Origin of the sequence: Shewanella sp. SM68 (assembly GCF_025653925.1) — a bacterium.
Classification (GTDB): Bacteria; Pseudomonadota; Gammaproteobacteria; order Enterobacterales; family Shewanellaceae; genus Shewanella; species Shewanella oncorhynchi.
Map to the genome: position 1 here is coordinate 106,557 of NZ_JAKKRU010000013.1, position 16,059 is coordinate 122,615.

The window sequence follows — 16,059 nt, forward strand, 5'->3', positions numbered from 1 at the left end:
CTCTGAGGACAATTATGAACACTACTTTCACAAGCAATTCCATTATTAGACTGAAGACCTTGGTTCAGCTTACAGGGCTTTCGCGTTCAACTATCTACGATAAACTCAATCCGAAATCCCCCAGGTTTGATCCACTTTTTCCGCGAAAAGTTTGCCTTGGTGCTCGTGCCGTAGGCTGGTACATGCAAGAAGTCGAACAGTGGCTGCAAGGTAGAAGATTTTGCTGACCCTAAAAATTTGACTAACTTATAGAATGAAGGTGAATTATGAATAGTTATTATTACCAGAAATTATTTCCAATCTCCTACGGTTATGTTCCAAGTCTAACCGTCGCTCCTAAGATGGAGAAAGCGTTTGAAGAAGCAAGAGAATTGCTGCAAGCACCAGATGGTATGACCTTGGCTTGTCAGTTAACGTCGATGGCAACCGCTATGCAAGGGGTGTTCAATGTTGAAATTCCTACTCGGAAAATCGGTCCCGTATCACTCATGGTAATGACCATAGCACAATCGGGTGAACGTAAATCGACCGTTGATAACTTGTTCATGGGAGAGATTAAAAGTATTGAAAAAGAACAAGAGGCTGTTTATCAGAAAAGTTTAAAAGAGTACAACATTCAGATGGATATACATAAGGAAAAAAAAGCAAAATTAAAAAAGGCTATTACCCTGGATAATGCTGAAAATGAACAGATGACGCAGCAATTGGTAGCATTATCTGAACAAGAACCTACAAAACCTCGAGCCCCTAGAGTGATATATGTGGATACCACCAATGAAGCGTTACTTGATGGTTTAAAAAATGATTTGCCTAATGTGTTTTTTGGCACCAGTGAAGGAGATCTAATATTTAAAAGTAGGGTTATGAGCAACGCTGCTATTTTTAACCCGATGTGGAGTGGTGATGATATGACGGTAAATCGAAAAACCTCACCATCTTTTAAATTAATCGATATTCGGCTATCTATGCATATCATGGTGCAACCAGATACGTTACAGAACTTTTTGAATAAGTCTAACGTTAATGTTCGTGATAATGGCTTTCTATCTCGGATGTTGGTTTGCGCTCCACCTTCTACTTGTGGTTTTCGCCAATCTTATGGTTATCAGTATTCCCGTGAGGGTATTGAAGAGTTTAATTGCAGGATTAGACAACTACTCGAGCAGTCTTTTAGATTAGTTGATTATCGGCATCGAACAAAGGTAGTTTTTTCTTCGGCAGCTGAAAAGATTTGGTGGAATATTTACAATGATATCGAAACTAAAATGGGCCCTGGTGGCATGTATGAATGTGCAAAAGATCATGCATCCAAGTTGCCAGAGAACATTGCTAGGGTTGCTGCCTTGATCCATTGTTTCGAACATCCGGGTGATTTTGAAATATCTGCAGAATCCTTGTGGTTAGCCATTGAGTTGTTAAGTTATTTCTCAAGAGATTTTATGCGAGTCTTTTGTCCTCCGCCTAAATATGTGCTAGATGCATATGCGCTGAACGATTGGCTGAAGCCATTTATTGATTCTGGAATAACACAAATAAGGAAAAATTATATTTTACAATGCAGTCCAAACTGTATTCGTAAAAAAGCCGACTTACAAGCTGCATTGGATTACTTAAAACAAAGCTACCCAATGGAGGAAATTATTATAGGTAAGACCAGAGTGATAGACTTATTTTACCATCAACCTCCTAATGATGCTTGCACATCTTAAATCTAGAGGGTTATTTGTAAGAGTTATTTTAAATTCAATAAATAATTTAATTTTTACGGTTTGCTTTAGGTTTTTATAATGGTTTGCATATTAATTCAGAGTGGTGATGACTGTTAGTTATAGTGATTTTTCTTGTGTAAATTTAAAATATTGTTTTAATCTGGTTGGTTTTGGATAATTTTCATTTAGGGTTTAAGTAGTATTATATCTGTGCTTATATATTGCTTGTTTAATGTTTTAATTTAGTTGTCTGGTGTGCTACATGGGTGTTTTTATTCATCGGAATTAGTGTGTTAATTTCGAGTGGTTAACTACACCCTTAAAATAGTGATCGGGAAAGGAGAGTTAGAAATGGGTAGTGTTTTTAATAGAAATTTAACGGTGCTAACAACACCTCAATATGATGGATTGCAAACACTTTCACTAAAGAATGGTACAATTGAAGAGTATCTATATAAAATTCGCTCAGTTATGGATTGCGTTGTGCTGAATTATTCAAAGGTATTTGCGGTAAGAGTTGATCTACGATTTCCTGATATGTTTGAATCGAGTGATACAGCAGTGATCACCCGTTTCTTCGAATCGTTGAAGGCTCAGTTAAAAGCGGATTATCAGGCGAAACTACGAAACACAACTGACGGTCAGGTTCATGCTAGTGAGTTATTTTACATCTGGGTTAAAGAGATCAGCGGAAGGGATAAGTGTCATTACCATGTCTGTTTGTTCTTCAATGGCCATGCGTATAAAAGTTTAGGAAAGTTTGAATTGGGTCGGGCTAATATGTATAACCGCATACACAAAGCTTGGGCGAGTGCACTAAGGTTAGATATTTTCAATGCTCAAGGGTTGATCCATTTCCCAGAAAATGCTCAATATTTACTGTGCCGTAACCAAGCTGATTTCACTTACATTTACCAAGACTTGTTTAAAAGATTAAGTTATTTTGCTAAAACTGACACGAAAATTTATGGGAATGGCAATCACAACTTTGGTTGTAGTCGTATCTCGGGTCGGTTACAAAGTTGGTGATTAACTTACTTAGCACGATTGCTGCGAGTACAAATAGGGAAGTAAAGGGCAAGGGGCTCAAATCCCTTGCTTTTGTGTTTATAGAGAGTAGCAGTATATTCATAATCGCTCATCCATGCGAAGACCTCTTTGCTGATGCATCTCTCAATAGCCGGCTTCTTTTTGGTGGCGGATACACAACACGGTCAATCGTTCGCTGCCATCATACTGGTACATTGCCAGATAACCGGTGTCACCAAAGTCGATAAGCAGTTCCCTAAAATAATAGTCATTGCCATAGATAGGACGACCACTTTCGGAATTACAATAAACTAGCTAACGAAGACGGTCACTTGTTGTGAATTTTTTGACATGCCTTGATATGAAGCCTGCTAAAATAATAGATGGTTTAAACGAAACAACCGATAGAGGCAGGGAGCAAAGCAATGACGATAAACTATCGAGCTATTCATACTCGCAGTCCATGGCGAAAAGCACGACATTCATCGGTAGAAATGGCTATTAAAGGCCCTGATGGAGCCTTAAACTTGTTGAGAAGAAAAGGGCGTGTCGGAAAAAAATGGGATGATTATGGTTCCGTGTCATGCGTCTTTGTGTGGGAATCTGGTGAAGATTCGGGGTATGCATTTAGGCTGAAAGCTACGTCAACGACAGATGTTGAAGGTGTGATAATTCCAATAGATAAATTGTTGGCCCATGAACAAACGAGTAGCTGTAGTCAGGTAGATATTGATAGGTATTTTTCGAGTCCAGAATTTACAAAATTTATGTGACGTTACTTATATGTTATTTAGTTAGCAAAGGAGTGTATATGGATAACAGTAAACTAATCAAAATATCTAACGAAAGTGCTGCAAAGGCTTTTATACGAGGAGAGTTTAGACGGCTTAGGGAGCTTTTTAATTCGGTGAATGATAAGCATAATTTAGCGTTTGAAAGAAAAAATAAAACATTGAAAAATTTTTATCAACTACAACTTGATATCAATCGAGAATCTTTGTCTGAGTTATTGATTGAACATAAAACTTTTAACAAGGGAAAAACCGCAGAGCTAACAGAATATATATATGTTGGCGCCACGGCTATTGACATAGAAGGTTATAAATATACAAAAGATGAACATTTTTATCCACTTTGCTCCCACATAGTGGATAAAAAACGGCCTATGCGAAATGATGGATATTGTATCAGAGCATTAGTGTATATATCTGAGCATGCAATGGCAAGAATGATTACTCGTAATAGTAAACAGAGCATTAAAGTCGTTGTTGATACGGTAGCAGGTATATTTAATGAGAATACAATTAGAATGATTTACTCAGATGCCGATGTGAAATTTGAAGATTTTGTTGTGGTTACAAGAAATTGCTATATACCTTTTGTTCGTCAAGAAAACTCAGGCATTCCAATAATGAAAACATGGGTACCGGAGGAACATTGGGATGATAACAATTACATGAGATTATCGAATTTAGCACATTCATTGACTGCAGGTGAAATTAGGGTTTTTGAGACTAGTGTATTTAACTCGGAAGTCTATCTATCTCCTAATTGATAGTGGAGTGAGCTGCAGATATATTATGGCGATTATTTTAGTATTGGACAGGCCTTTTTTATCATCAGTGATACAGTCTAAATTTAAAAGGTAAAGCGGTCAGTTAATTCATCGAGCGTCAGGCTTAAATACGAAGAGCTAAAGGTCAGCGTTCTAAATCAGCTAACGCAGTGGCAGTGAAGACTATTTGTGGCAGGTAGGGGCAGCCTTTTCATTTTCACTTCCCCAGGACTCCAGCCAACTCACCACTTCGTCACCGGTGACATGCAAGCCTGATGTCTGGTGCTCTTCCCATGCGCGTAACGCTTCTTGCTGCAGCGCCTCGCGCTTCTCTTCTCTCTCAACGTATTCACGGATCGCTTCACGCATCATCCAGTGTGATGAACGTTTACGAGTTTCGGCTAAATGCTCGACTCTGGCTTTAATATCGGCATCTAATTTAACCGACACGGGTTTGATTGTGCTCATCTGTTACTCCATAGGTAATGTTTAGTACTACTAGGTAATACCTTAGCATAACGTGGTACAAAAAATAATGATTACACGGTTTACTCATCTGCTCGAGCAACGCCATGAGATCAATGACGTTAGCAGGATAGTTTGTATCACTGAACTGGGCATAAATTTTGTGCTGGTATCGCGCTAATCTTTAGCATAAAAGCAAGAGGGGTGAAACGATAGCGGCGAGCTGTGCCGCTTCGTTTCTTAGGTTTGGATGATGTGTTACTGAGTACTCTCTCAATACTGCAGGTGAAGCATTAAAACCTTAGCCACTGCCATGCATCGGCTATTAGCTCAGTGCCCGCTTTTACGCCATTGATGCCTACTTCTGCAGTAGTCAGTATGGTGTTTAAGCTGGTTTCTATACTGCCGGTGACGAGCTTGATCCCAGCATCGGCTATCTCGCCTTGGCGTAAGCAAGCATAACTCTCACCCAGGGTTTGGGTGGTGCCTTTTAGTAGGGATTCGGCAGGCTTAGCAACAAGATCCCCTGGCGTCCCTAGCAGTGTGTTGACGTTATCGGGTAGCCCTAGGTATTCACCGGTCATCTTAGCGGCGGTAGACGCTAACACGACGTTTGCGACAGTTCCCGTGGCCAACTTCGACGCAGCGCTCCCCAGTAAGCCTGCTCTGGCAGAGCCTTGCAGCGCAATGTGGGTGAGATTACTGACTTGATTGGAGGTGCTGGTTCCCGCTAAGCATTCATTGACGAAGTGCTCGCAATTATTGGTAGCAACGCCGTATGGGCTGTGACCCAGCTGACTGCGTGCTAGCTCAATGGCCTGATGGGGAAACAGGCTGGACTTTTTCACTCTGACACTATGGCCACCAGCAAATTGCTGCAGATCGATTTCTTCGATGATGCCCTGTTTAGATAAGTGAATCACATTGCCACGGCCAACATAAAGACCGTGGTGTTCGGTTAAGCCAAGCGGATCGATATTGGTGACCAGATGATCACCGGGATGAAATGTATACATAGTATGTACTCCAAGAAAAACAACGCAGATACCCCTAGGTCGCATCTGCCAATGGGTTGAATAGGGCATGCTGATTGACTCAGATTTCCAGCTCGACAAAGTCCTTATCGATTTGCTGCTGAGTAATGCCGATATAACGCAGGGTGACCGCTTCCGATTGATGCCGCAGCATGCGCATCACCCGGCCAATGTCTTTGCAGGCTTGGTACAGGAGATAGCCGCGGGTTTTACGCATCGAGTGGGTGCCCAGGGCTAACTTGATATCATCACCGACAAAGGCAAACGCTTTGGCGACGGCGCGCCGTGTCAGCGGTTTGGCGGGGGCCTGCCGGTCTTTGGCTTGGCTCGACCGGTGGGATTGGAACAGGTAGATATGCTCGGGGTGACGCTGGTGGATCGCCTCAATCAACGCCAGCGTCTTCGGATTGAGTTTGATGCTGGCCCGTTTACCGGTCTTCTGCTCGATGATATTTAAGCGGTCGCCGTCGATATCGCTGAACTTGATCGCCAGTAAGTCAGAGATCCGCAGTGCCAGGTTAAGGCCGATATTCCAGACATCCGCCATCTGCTGACCAAAGTGACGTTCGAGCAGGTAACTGATAAGCTTGATGGTGTCGCGGTTCTTGACCGCTTCGACTTCGTTCATGCTTGGTTCCCTCAATTGGCTATGTGATCAATGTGGGCACCAGCACATCGCAAACCCGCATCGGGCCTGCGTTGCTTGGTTCCCAAAATACCTTTGTGGGCACCAAGTTCAGTCGGTGCTAACCTGAACCTGGTACACCTCCATCTCGACGTAGTTACAGAAGTTCTCCAGTAACAGTCGTACTTGGCTATCGGCGTGTTCCAGGTAGCAACGACCAAAGAAGCTGTTGTAGACCTGCTTCTCCTGAAACAGTACTTCCATTTCTTTCTCAAGCTCAGGGAAGGGCCCGCCGCAGTAAGCAAAGTCGGTGAAGTAATTGAGATACCAGCAATCCCCCTGACGGTAGAGGTTGATCTCCACTGGGTGATAACCACCTCTCTGTGCACTGTAGTCGGGATCGCGGTAGTTTAGGGTGACGATGTTGAGACTCGGGTTATTGAGTGCGGCCAGTTGCCGTTCTAACAACTCATAAAAAGGCTCTGGCAGTGGCAGGATGGTTTCGTGGTGTATTTTCATGGTGGACTCCAAAAACAAAAAGCCCGCTAACGACGGGCGTTGCAGGCGGGGTAGATTGTTGTTAACGACAGAGGCTTGACGTAATGACTTAGGGTAACAAGGGGGCGGGTGTGATGCGCTTGGCCCGTTGATTGCGATAGGGCAAAAACAGGTAGATATGGTTAGGATGCTCGCGCGAAATGAGGGCGAGGCTAGTTAATCCAAGCTCACCTGCACTTGATAGGCTTCCATCTGGTAGTAACTGACAAAGTTATCGCTAAACAACTTAATCAGCCCCTGTGATTCCCGCTCAGTAATCCAGCCACTAAATAGGCTATAGACCTGCTTGCTGTTAAAGCAGATATCGATGTCTTTAACTAGTTCAGGGAAGGGATGGCCACGAAAAGCAAAATCGGTGACGTAGACTAAACGCCAGTGATCTTGCTGTTTCTCAAGCCGCACTTCGACGGGATGAAAGCCGCCCGCTTCGGCGCTGTAATCAGGATCGCGAAAATTAAGGGTGATGGCGTTGGCGTCTTTTGGTGTGACTTCAGTCAGTTCCTTGTCGATCACTTGGTAAAAACGATCAGGCATCGCTGGTAGTTGATTACGCTTGATAGTTAATGTCATTGAATATTCCTTATTTAAAAACGGGCATACGCAAAAGCCAAGGCGCAGTCACGCCTTGGCTTTTGCTGTCTATGCGGTTGGGTTAATAGAACTAGTGTTGGCTAAGCGGTTTAATGTGAGTCGCTAAGGGCTACTTGATAGGGTTATTAAGCTGGGAGGTTAGGGCTAGGTGTTTACAGTTAGGGGATTGGTACAGGCTTACGAACTCGAACAAGTTATTGAGTGAGGGCGAGGTTGCTGGTGGTCAGTGGCTTAGCTTTGGTTTAGTTTCGGTTTGATAAATCGCAATATACAAATAGCCATGGCTGCCTAATGTGTCGGCCTCACAGGTAAAGCCGGCGTGCTCAATGGTGACGCAGTGCTGCTCAGTGGCATCAATATCGCCGGTGGCCACCAGCCGTTCAAGCTGTTTAACCATGGCGGGAAAGGCCTCGATAAATTGTTGTTTAATTGCTGGTGGAAATTCACCGACAAAGCTTGAACGGTCATTGAGATAATCCAAGTGCAGACCACGTAAAATCAGCCTTGCACCAAAGCGGGGAGATACTTTACGGGGCAAGCCCCAGGCGTGCTCAATATCGAAAAGTTTTAGAGTTGTCATAGTGACCTCAATGGTTGAAAAGAACTTTAGGGAGTAGGGGGCTCATTAGCTGACTAGCGAGAGCAGTGATAAATACCAGTGCTAGTAAGAGCGGTTAATACAGCCGACTAGTGGAGTGGGTGATGACAGGTAACGTTCTTTAGGTGTGTACACTCCAATTAGGCTGTTCATTACTGCCATGGTTGAAGTACACACCGTTGATCACACGCTGCCATTCACCTGTTGGCACACCATAACTATCACAGGGGCAAACATAGCGGCAAAAGCTGATCTTCTTGGGCAAGTGCTCAACCACATCACGGTGAAAAACAAATAATACGGTTTTATATAGCTCGCGGTGTGGTGCAACGACTGGCTTGCCAATCACTTGGCCCATGGCATTGAGCGGGCGTACAAACATCGGCAAAATCAGCTCAACTGTTAAGCGGTTACGCAGTTCAGGAAAAGCGGCGTAGGCTTCGGCGACACAGGCCTGAGAAAAGCTATCGGTAAATTCAATCATGATGGACTCCTTGATTTGGCGTGGCAGGTTTAAACGCTGGCTAAAGTAAGCCGCGCTCAGCAAAGGACACCGGCAAGCGGCCTACCACGATATGGTCAAGCACGCGCACATCGATAAGTGCTAATGCATCGGTTAACCGTTTGGTGATGTTCTTATCTGCCGTTGAAGGTTCAGACTCGCCAGACGGGTGGTTATGGGCAAAAATCACCGCCGCCGCATTGACGGCTAGCACAGCCTTAACCACTTCTCGGGGGTAGACACTGGCAGCATCTAAGGTGCCAAAGAACAACTCTTTAAATTCCAGTAATTGATGTTGGCAATCGAGCAGTATTACCGCAAACACCTCCCGCTCATAACCGCCTAGTTTGTAAGTTAAAAAATCCTTAGTGGCTTGAGGGTTGGTGTAGGCGTCTTTCTTTACATAGCGTTCAGCAATGATATTGGCGGCAGAGGCGAGGACCTCATCTGCAGTTTGCGGCCACTGAGTCACGTGCTTATCAGTGGTTTCGTGTAGAGCAGCTTTAGTGTGTATCGCTTTTGTTGACATATCAGGCTCCTTGAAAGCGTTAATGGGCTTATACACTGGAGTGATATATATCTGAAAAAATTTGGAAAAGTTAAAAATTACTGGCATAGATAATGGAAAGAAATCATTACCAAGAGTTCAGCATGACGCCAAACATAAAGCTTATTCGATTAAAAGACGTGATTGACACAACTGGCTTAGCCCGTTCAACAATTTACAAGTACGTAGATAAAGGTATTTTCCCCAAAGCAGTGAAACTGGGCAGTAGATCTGTTGCATGGGTAGAAAGTGAAGTACAAGAGTGGATTTTGGCAAGTATTAAGGTAATTAATTGTTAGGTAGTAATCGACATCAACAAAAATGAAAACCAAAGAGCTGTAATAGGCAATATTGATTCAAATGCATTGAAAAATGGTTGTTTTTCTGTAAATTATCATACGCAACAAGTCTGACGACCAAGTGCCAGTACGGCATGATCGCTTCCACTATTGATAAATTTAAATGTTGGTTTAGGGATGAACATAATTAACGAAAAAGTGTTGGTTAGTTGGATTGGTGGCAATGATTTAGAATCAAAGGATAGTAAAATGACTGGCCCTATATGGGCTACAGTATCTGATGTTACCTTTGATCGGCTTGAGCTTATTTACAATTATCCGTCGGACCTAGTTACTCCGTATCTTGAACTACTCACCGACAATCTGAGTTGTCCAGTCAATGCCCGTAAGGCCTATTTATCCTCGCCAGTTGATTTTGGAGAAATTTACCTAGCTGCAGAACGGCTACTGGACAGTATTAGTCGTGAAGCCATTGCACTGTCTATTTTACTGAGTCCTGGTACACCTGCTATGCAGGCTGTATGGATATTACTCGGTAAAACTCGATTCACCTGCAACTTTTATCAAGCATCAAAAGAACAAGGCGTTAATACTGTAGAAATTCCTTTTAAGCTCACTGCTGAGTATATTCCTTCGATGACTAATCTAGCCCCTATTGAACTTGGGCAACTTGGTCTATTGGGCTCTGATGCAGATCCCGCCTTTGATGACATTATTACCCTTGATCCTGAAATGTTACTACTTAAAGCCAAGGCTCAAGTTTTAGCATCGCATGAAGTATCTGTGCTGATTTGTGGTGAGAGTGGTACCGGCAAAGAGATGTTTGCTCGGGCAATTCATAATGCAAGTGCGAGAAGGGGCAAACCATTTGTTGCGATTAATTGTGGAGCATTTCCCTCAGAACTTATCGATTCAATACTTTTTGGTCATAAAAAGGGGGCTTTTACTGGTGCGGTTTCAGATAAGGTAGGAGTTTTTGAATTGGCGCATTCAGGTACTCTTTTTTTGGATGAGTTTGGCGAGCTTGATAGTTCAGCCCAAGTCAGGCTCCTTAGAGTATTGCAGGATGGTAAATTCACTCGCTTGGGAGATAGTGAAGAACGTAGCAGCAATTTCCGTTTAATCACAGCAACTAATCGAGACTTGATGGCTGACGTTTCCAAGGGTAGGTTCAGGGAGGATTTATTCTATAGGGTTGCCATTGGTGTGTTGTCATTACCACCTCTAAGATCTCGACACAGCGATTTAGACCATCTAGCAGATCAGTTTACCGCCATGCTCACACAAGAATACCCTTCTTTAGGTGGTAAAAAAATTTCCACTGCTGCAAAAAAAATTATCAGTAATCATCGTTGGCCTGGAAATATCAGAGAGCTGAAAGCAACGATTCTTAGGGCAGCCTTATGGTCTGAAACTGCCGTATTGGAAGAAGTTGATATTCGCAGGGCGATACTTTCGACGCTCCAAAATAGTGAGGGCATTCTCGAAAGAGATATATCAAAAGGTGTTGATATAAATAGTATTATTGTTCTAGTAGAACGACACTATTTAGAACGAGGATTGGCATTTACGTCAGGAAATAAACGTAAAGCGGCGTTGTTACTCGGCTACAACAATCACCAAACTTTAAATAATCGCCTTAAAAAACTCGGTCTAGAAAACGACAATGACTAAATTGGCATAAAAGTCGCTATATGAGTTTGACCCTGAATTAAGCCAGGGAATGCAATTCAACATAAGGAGATCCACTGTGACACAATTAACGGCAATACAACCACTCTCACGTAAAGATAAAATCTCACAGCTTATGGCTGCGATGAATGTTGGTCTGTTAGAGCGAAAGGAACAAATTAAGCTGATTTTACTTGCCGCGCTTGCGGGTGAGCATGTTTTGCTTGTAGGTCCTCCGGGCACCGCAAAGAGTGAACTGGCCAAACGGCTAAAAAATATCTTTGTTGAAGCGAGTTATTTTGAGCGTTTGTTGACACGTTTTTCTGTCCCAGAAGAAGTCTTTGGGCCTCTTTCTATTCGTGCATTAGAGGATGATAGGTATGCTCGTTTAACTAGTGGTTATCTACCTGATGCATCAGTAGCTTTTATTGATGAAATCTTTAAAGCAAACAGTGCCATTTTGAATAGTCTTTTAACCATATTAAACGAGCGAGAATTTGATAATGGTAATCGTCGATACAAGGTGCCCTTAATTTCGGTTATTGCTGCGAGTAACGAGTTACCGGAAGGTGAGGAGCTTTCTGCTTTATATGATCGCTTTATGTTACGTAGTTTTGTCGGTCCATTGTCCGATAGTTCATTTAGTGAATTATTGCAGCTTTCAGCTGAAAAATTTGAGCCTGAGCTGAATATCCGACTCAAGCTAGAAGATCTTACTGAGGTGCAGCAGTTAGCTGACAAGGTTACCCTGAGTTCTTCTGTGCTGGCATTGTGTAAAGAGTTTCGGACATATCTAAATCAAGAGAATATTTACGTTTCGGATAGGCGTTGGCTCAAGTTGATAAAACTGATGAAGGTATCAGCATTCACCTCTGGATTGACGCAAGTGAGTAACTATGATGCATGGGTTTTACCTCATTGTCTGTGGAATAAGCCGGAGGAGTTTTCTGGGCTGCAAGATCTCTATAATCAAGCTGTAGCCATCAATGGTGATTTTACAGATGAACGTGTATCAAGTTTAGTGACAACTTGGGAAGGGAGATTAAAGGCTGATAAGTCACAACAAAAGCAGAAAGTAGACAACAAAGGTCGGCCACTGTTTATTAATGATAAAGGTAAGCAGACATTGCAATCCTCTGTAGAAGTCCAAAAAACAAACGCTAAAGGTGAAGTTCTTTATTGGGATGACTCTGCAAAAAAAGAGACAACTTCAAGTCGTGAACGCTATGGCCCGTCATTCATGCCCGTTATGATTAATCAACCGTTTAATCCCGATATGGAATCAATTCGTTATTCTGAAGCCCATATTAAGGGGCGTGTTGCAGGCGTAGAAGAAATTCTGGCGAAGATAAAAAACCACATTAACGCTTTAAGCAAACAGCGAGAAGATGCTAAGACAGTATTTGAAAGCCATCTTTGGTTAAATCCTGAACTGCTTTCTAAAGTGATTGCGAGTTTAGATAACGCCCTTGAATACAGCCATAAATTATCCAATCGTCTGGTAAAAGTGAAACAAGGTTTTGAAGCCTTGCCACGGGAACAAGAAGTTGATTTGTCGGACACTAGCATTCCAGTTGATGCAGTGTTAGAGGGTGAACTCTGTGAATGAACAAAAACCAACACCAACACAGCTGGCTCCTGCACTTAATATTTTAGCTGGTTTGGAGCGGCAGTTAGTTGATATTGATTTATTACCTGATTCGTTGGTGCCAGCTGTAGCTACCCTACCAGGAGGCGATTTATCTACTCGCTGTATGACTATCGCATTATTGCGAAATCAGTTGTTGGCGGGAGAGTCATTGTCACAACCTTGTCCTTGGTTACCTGAGGCTGTTCAGCAAAACATTGTTAATGTAATTAGCCGTTCAGGTATTGCAACTTATTGTCAAAATAATCCGCAAGTCACCGATGCCTTGATACTGAATTTACTATCTGCTCTTGAAGGTGCTCAGACAAGAGCATTAATCCTTGCTCGGCAATTAGCTCAAATCAAATATAAGCAGGCGTTAGAAGTGCTGAAAGAGGAATTCGCCGCTATCCAAATCAAACGAAATTCAGCCAAACTTAAAAATTCACTTGTTCTTTCAGATGCAAAAAAACTTGAATATCAGCTCCAGGCTGAATTAGAGGCCTGGTTGCAGTTAATTAATGTTAGTGGACAACATCCATTTGTATTGTCATCAGTTTGGGCCGAAAGGTTGGAAGTCTGGCAAATACTTTCAGAGATTTTTGATGATTTAGGTGTGGTCACTGGTCTTGGTTGGGACCTATCGAAAGGAATGCTGCAAAGCCATGGTTGGATGAACATGGTGCGATTACAGAAGCTGGTCGAGCAAATCCCACAATTGCGTGAAGTGATTGAAACCCTGGGGCGCATGAAAGATTGCGACGGTGAGCCCGTGATTGAAGAAATTATCTCTAAGATGAGCGTAACGAAAAGGCGCGATAAAGAGATTTCTATGCCGCTTGTGCCAATGGAAACCAAAGGGATCACTCGTTCTGACTCAATCAGTCGAATGTTGCCTCAAGAAGCGGCTTTTTTGGGGCATCCAGTCCTTAAAAAACTTTGGCATGCCCGGCGAGCTGAGCATGCATTGCTCAGTTATGCTGTTGAAGGCACGGACATCATCACTGAAGAGGTTACATTTGATCAAGAGGTTAAGGAAGAAAAATCCGGCTTCAAAATAAATCGTAACCGTGGTCCCATGATTGTTTGTCTAGATACTTCTGGTTCCATGCAAGGAACACCAGAGAATGTTGCCAAGGCGCTGGTGTTGCAATGTATCAGTGTGGCTAAAACCGAAAAACGTGCTTGTTATGTTTACCTATTTGGTAGCCGCGGAGAAGTGACAGAAATGGAACTGACACCCGATGCTGAGGGTTTAGAGCGGATGATACTTTTTCTGTCCATGTCATTCGGCGGCGGTACAGATGCAGAGGGTCCACTTAATTTGGCTCTTGAGCAAAGTGATAAAAATAAATGGCATCAAGCAGATATATTGCTCGTTAGCGATGGTGAGTTTGCGGTGTCTTCTGGACTAACCCGTAAAATTAGTCATCGTAAGGATAATAGCGGATTGAGTATTCATGGGATTGTTATTGGGTCGCGTTTGTCGCCGATGGACAAGATCTGTGACCCGTTGCATCAGTTTTCAAGTTGGTTAGACCTGCAAAATAACGTATATCAGTGATAAGGGAGCACGTGTGACAAAAGCTAAAGATAATTTTGAAAAGGCAATTCAAGATGCTGAATGGATTTTAGAAGCCTATGACCATTTAAACAAAATTGAAGGTAGGGAAAGAGAACCTGAGGAGCTTAAGCGGGCTGCATTGATCATGACCTTAACCGCTTGGGAAACCTATGTCGAAGATGTCATTGAGGAAAAGTTGACAGCAGATTTGAGAACCCTGGCTGGCTCGAATGTTGGAAAATTTATTACATCGACACTTAAAACTGAGCTTAAGTATTTTCATACCCCAAATTCTCAGAAAACTAAGGGAATGTTTGAGCGGTTTTTATACATAGATGTGACCGAGAAATGGACCTGGATTGATGGTGATATTGAGCAAGTTCAATCCAAACTAAACCAATGGATAAAAAAGCGAGGTGAAGCAGTTCATCGGTCTATTAATGACAAACAAGCGACTCATTTAGTAAGCCGGCCTGATATGAAAAAATGCCTGACTTTTTTTAAAAAGCTCGTAGAAACAACAGATTTAGCTATAGATGCAGTGTAGAGTGGGCTAATATCTTCAATCGTTGAAATATAAATGACTAAGCATAGGGAAGTCTAGTATGAGTAAGAAGGATGTAGCATTATTGGTGGCTGAGGCCCCTTGGTATACTCCAGATGTAAACCAAGGTGGTGCGAGCTCAATACCTTTTTTTGAAGGGGTGAAGAAGTTGATCAACCATCGCTCAACTGATAGTCGTTTCAACATGTATCAGTGTAACTTTTATGATACTCAGTCTCTCGAATATGCTTTAGATCATCTAACTGAAGCTAGTGAGGCCCGACAGATTTTATATATTGGTGGTCATGGTGACGGACAAAGCGTCGCAGAAGCAATGATCGACAAAGTTGCAAGTGCGGTAGCTGATAGAGGTGGAAAAGTAAAAGGCTTGATCCTGAGCTCTTGCATGGCAGGTAGTCATAATGGACTTGCCTCAGCCGCCGAATTTGGCATCAACAATATGCTTAAAGAAGTGCGTGGTCCTAATTGGATCATCGCCTATAAGCATTCCGTGGATTGGTTTGCTTCTGCAATGCTTGAAACTTCGTTAGTCAGAGAGTTTGCTACAGCATATATGGAAGGGCCTCTTAACTCAAAATGCGACATTGTAGCTACTATCAATCTCGCCCTGAAGTTATTCGATTTTAACCAGTGCTTTGGTCTGGATGAGAATAAAGTAGATGTTTCGTTACGTGAGTGCATTCGGGTATGGGTCAGACCACAAGGAAAGGAATACGCTGAAGATGTTACAGATGAGTTGGAGTTATTCGTTATCGTGCCAGAAGATGACGAAGAGTAACCTCTGTCACGTCAGTATATGCTAAATCTATTATCAACCCATTGTTTTTTTATATATTTGATCGAATTTCCCAGTCTGCTAGGATGAAGTGAGTTGGTTAGCCGGGATAAATTCACTCGTGGACTTGGCGCCAATTTCTATAGCACTAAGGATGCCGCATTACACCACTGATAACGAAAGGGCAAACCGTCAAAAATAAAGTCTATTGTTCCAATAGACTTTATTCAGCCTTCTTGGCTTCAAAGGCAAAGACTGTGTGCTATCTCACTGGATTAGATGGAACTTTTCTGACACAATCCTAAAAATTATGTGCATCAATCTAAATAGTGTGATCGTTTAATT

General features: G+C 42.6%; 19 protein-coding genes. 11 read left to right on the forward strand and 8 right to left on the reverse strand.

Features of this window, described 5'->3' with window-relative positions; all coding sequences use genetic code 11:
* Nucleotides 1–14 precede the first annotated feature (14 nt).
* The 5 genes from L5M40_RS18805 (at nt 15) to L5M40_RS18825 (ending at nt 4,293) form a co-directional block, all read left to right on the forward strand.
* Nucleotides 15–227 carry a helix-turn-helix transcriptional regulator gene (locus L5M40_RS18805; protein WP_263257050.1) on the forward strand — a complete coding sequence of 71 codons (213 nt, stop codon included), beginning with the start codon at nt 15–17 and terminating at the stop codon, nt 225–227.
* 39 nt (nt 228–266) lie between these two features.
* Complete coding sequence (locus L5M40_RS18810; protein ID WP_263257052.1) at nt 267–1,709, forward strand: DUF3987 domain-containing protein; 1,443 nt, start codon at nt 267–269, stop codon at nt 1,707–1,709.
* Nucleotides 1,710–2,060: 351 nt separating this feature from the next.
* Nucleotides 2,061–2,738, forward strand: a complete 678-nt coding sequence (locus tag L5M40_RS18815) for an inovirus Gp2 family protein (protein WP_263257054.1) — start codon at nt 2,061–2,063, stop codon at nt 2,736–2,738.
* 425 nt (nt 2,739–3,163) lie between these two features.
* Complete coding sequence (locus L5M40_RS18820) at nt 3,164–3,511, forward strand: hypothetical protein (protein ID WP_071939734.1); 348 nt, start codon at nt 3,164–3,166, stop codon at nt 3,509–3,511.
* A gap of 38 nt (nt 3,512–3,549) precedes the next feature.
* A complete protein-coding gene (locus tag L5M40_RS18825; protein WP_263177399.1) occupies nt 3,550–4,293 on the forward strand; it encodes a hypothetical protein in 744 nt (247 codons plus the stop codon).
* 183 nt (nt 4,294–4,476) lie between these two features.
* Here the strand turns inward: L5M40_RS18825 and L5M40_RS18830 are convergent, their stop codons facing one another.
* From L5M40_RS18830 to radC, 8 genes are all read right to left on the reverse strand, one after another.
* Nucleotides 4,477–4,761, reverse strand: a complete 285-nt coding sequence (locus L5M40_RS18830; protein ID WP_011920070.1) for a CopG family ribbon-helix-helix protein — start codon at nt 4,759–4,761, stop codon at nt 4,477–4,479.
* 290 nt (nt 4,762–5,051) lie between these two features.
* Nucleotides 5,052–5,774, reverse strand: coding sequence for a lecithin retinol acyltransferase family protein (locus L5M40_RS18835; RefSeq protein WP_263177400.1), 723 nt, complete (start codon nt 5,772–5,774; stop codon nt 5,052–5,054).
* A gap of 79 nt (nt 5,775–5,853) precedes the next feature.
* Entirely contained in the window at nt 5,854–6,420 is a 567-nt protein-coding gene (locus tag L5M40_RS18840) for a site-specific integrase (protein WP_263177401.1), read from the reverse strand.
* A gap of 108 nt (nt 6,421–6,528) precedes the next feature.
* Nucleotides 6,529–6,936 (reverse strand): DUF2787 domain-containing protein, encoded by a 408-nt coding sequence (locus L5M40_RS18845; RefSeq protein WP_263177402.1) that lies wholly within the window; start codon nt 6,934–6,936, stop codon nt 6,529–6,531.
* A gap of 195 nt (nt 6,937–7,131) precedes the next feature.
* The gene (locus L5M40_RS18850; protein WP_263177403.1) at nt 7,132–7,545 is read right to left on the reverse strand and encodes a DUF2787 domain-containing protein; all 414 of its coding nucleotides are present in this window, start codon (nt 7,543–7,545) and stop codon (nt 7,132–7,134) included.
* Between the two features lie 244 nt (nt 7,546–7,789).
* Complete coding sequence (locus L5M40_RS18855; protein WP_263177404.1) at nt 7,790–8,146, reverse strand: type IV toxin-antitoxin system YeeU family antitoxin; 357 nt, start codon at nt 8,144–8,146, stop codon at nt 7,790–7,792.
* A gap of 139 nt (nt 8,147–8,285) precedes the next feature.
* Nucleotides 8,286–8,648, reverse strand: a complete 363-nt coding sequence (locus L5M40_RS18860; RefSeq protein WP_263177405.1) for a hypothetical protein — start codon at nt 8,646–8,648, stop codon at nt 8,286–8,288.
* A gap of 40 nt (nt 8,649–8,688) precedes the next feature.
* Nucleotides 8,689–9,195 carry a RadC family protein gene (gene radC, locus L5M40_RS18865; protein WP_263177406.1) on the reverse strand — a complete coding sequence of 169 codons (507 nt, stop codon included), beginning with the start codon at nt 9,193–9,195 and terminating at the stop codon, nt 8,689–8,691.
* A 134-nt stretch (nt 9,196–9,329) separates the two neighbouring features.
* On the opposite strand from radC, the gene L5M40_RS18870 reads away from it, so the two are divergent.
* The 6 genes from L5M40_RS18870 to L5M40_RS18895 all read left to right on the forward strand — a co-directional run bounded on the left by L5M40_RS18870 (nt 9,330) and on the right by L5M40_RS18895 (nt 15,717).
* A complete protein-coding gene (locus L5M40_RS18870) occupies nt 9,330–9,512 on the forward strand; it encodes a helix-turn-helix transcriptional regulator (RefSeq protein WP_263177410.1) in 183 nt (60 codons plus the stop codon).
* Between the two features lie 177 nt (nt 9,513–9,689).
* A complete protein-coding gene (locus L5M40_RS18875; protein ID WP_263177407.1) occupies nt 9,690–11,186 on the forward strand; it encodes a sigma-54 interaction domain-containing protein in 1,497 nt (498 codons plus the stop codon).
* Between the two features lie 76 nt (nt 11,187–11,262).
* Complete coding sequence (locus tag L5M40_RS18880; protein ID WP_071939744.1) at nt 11,263–12,792, forward strand: AAA family ATPase; 1,530 nt, start codon at nt 11,263–11,265, stop codon at nt 12,790–12,792.
* Complete coding sequence (locus L5M40_RS18885) at nt 12,785–14,374, forward strand: VWA domain-containing protein (RefSeq protein WP_263257056.1); 1,590 nt, start codon at nt 12,785–12,787, stop codon at nt 14,372–14,374. The genes L5M40_RS18880 and L5M40_RS18885 overlap by 8 nt, the downstream gene beginning before the upstream one ends.
* A 13-nt stretch (nt 14,375–14,387) precedes the next feature.
* Nucleotides 14,388–14,921 (forward strand): HEPN domain-containing protein, encoded by a 534-nt coding sequence (locus tag L5M40_RS18890; RefSeq protein ID WP_263257058.1) that lies wholly within the window; start codon nt 14,388–14,390, stop codon nt 14,919–14,921.
* Between the two features lie 58 nt (nt 14,922–14,979).
* A complete protein-coding gene (locus L5M40_RS18895) occupies nt 14,980–15,717 on the forward strand; it encodes a hypothetical protein (protein WP_028760113.1) in 738 nt (245 codons plus the stop codon).
* Nucleotides 15,718–16,059 lie beyond the last annotated feature (342 nt).

Coding starts and splice junctions, on each gene's coding strand:
- L5M40_RS18825 (WP_263177399.1), top strand. CDS start 3,550: ATGGATAACAGTAAACTAATCAAAATATCTAACGAAAGTGCTGCAAAG.
- L5M40_RS18895 (WP_028760113.1), top strand. CDS start 14,980: ATGAGTAAGAAGGATGTAGCATTATTGGTGGCTGAGGCCCCTTGGTAT.
- L5M40_RS18855 (WP_263177404.1), bottom strand. CDS start 8,146: ATGACAACTCTAAAACTTTTCGATATTGAGCACGCCTGGGGCTTGCCC.
- L5M40_RS18860 (WP_263177405.1), bottom strand. CDS start 8,648: ATGATTGAATTTACCGATAGCTTTTCTCAGGCCTGTGTCGCCGAAGCC.
- L5M40_RS18830 (WP_011920070.1), bottom strand. CDS start 4,761: ATGAGCACAATCAAACCCGTGTCGGTTAAATTAGATGCCGATATTAAA.
- L5M40_RS18835 (WP_263177400.1), bottom strand. CDS start 5,774: ATGTATACATTTCATCCCGGTGATCATCTGGTCACCAATATCGATCCG.
- L5M40_RS18875 (WP_263177407.1), top strand. CDS start 9,690: ATGAACATAATTAACGAAAAAGTGTTGGTTAGTTGGATTGGTGGCAAT.
- L5M40_RS18840 (WP_263177401.1), bottom strand. CDS start 6,420: ATGAACGAAGTCGAAGCGGTCAAGAACCGCGACACCATCAAGCTTATC.
- L5M40_RS18845 (WP_263177402.1), bottom strand. CDS start 6,936: ATGAAAATACACCACGAAACCATCCTGCCACTGCCAGAGCCTTTTTAT.
- radC (WP_263177406.1), bottom strand. CDS start 9,195: ATGTCAACAAAAGCGATACACACTAAAGCTGCTCTACACGAAACCACT.
- L5M40_RS18815 (WP_263257054.1), top strand. CDS start 2,061: ATGGGTAGTGTTTTTAATAGAAATTTAACGGTGCTAACAACACCTCAA.
- L5M40_RS18805 (WP_263257050.1), top strand. CDS start 15: ATGAACACTACTTTCACAAGCAATTCCATTATTAGACTGAAGACCTTG.
- L5M40_RS18810 (WP_263257052.1), top strand. CDS start 267: ATGAATAGTTATTATTACCAGAAATTATTTCCAATCTCCTACGGTTAT.
- L5M40_RS18820 (WP_071939734.1), top strand. CDS start 3,164: ATGACGATAAACTATCGAGCTATTCATACTCGCAGTCCATGGCGAAAA.
- L5M40_RS18850 (WP_263177403.1), bottom strand. CDS start 7,545: ATGACATTAACTATCAAGCGTAATCAACTACCAGCGATGCCTGATCGT.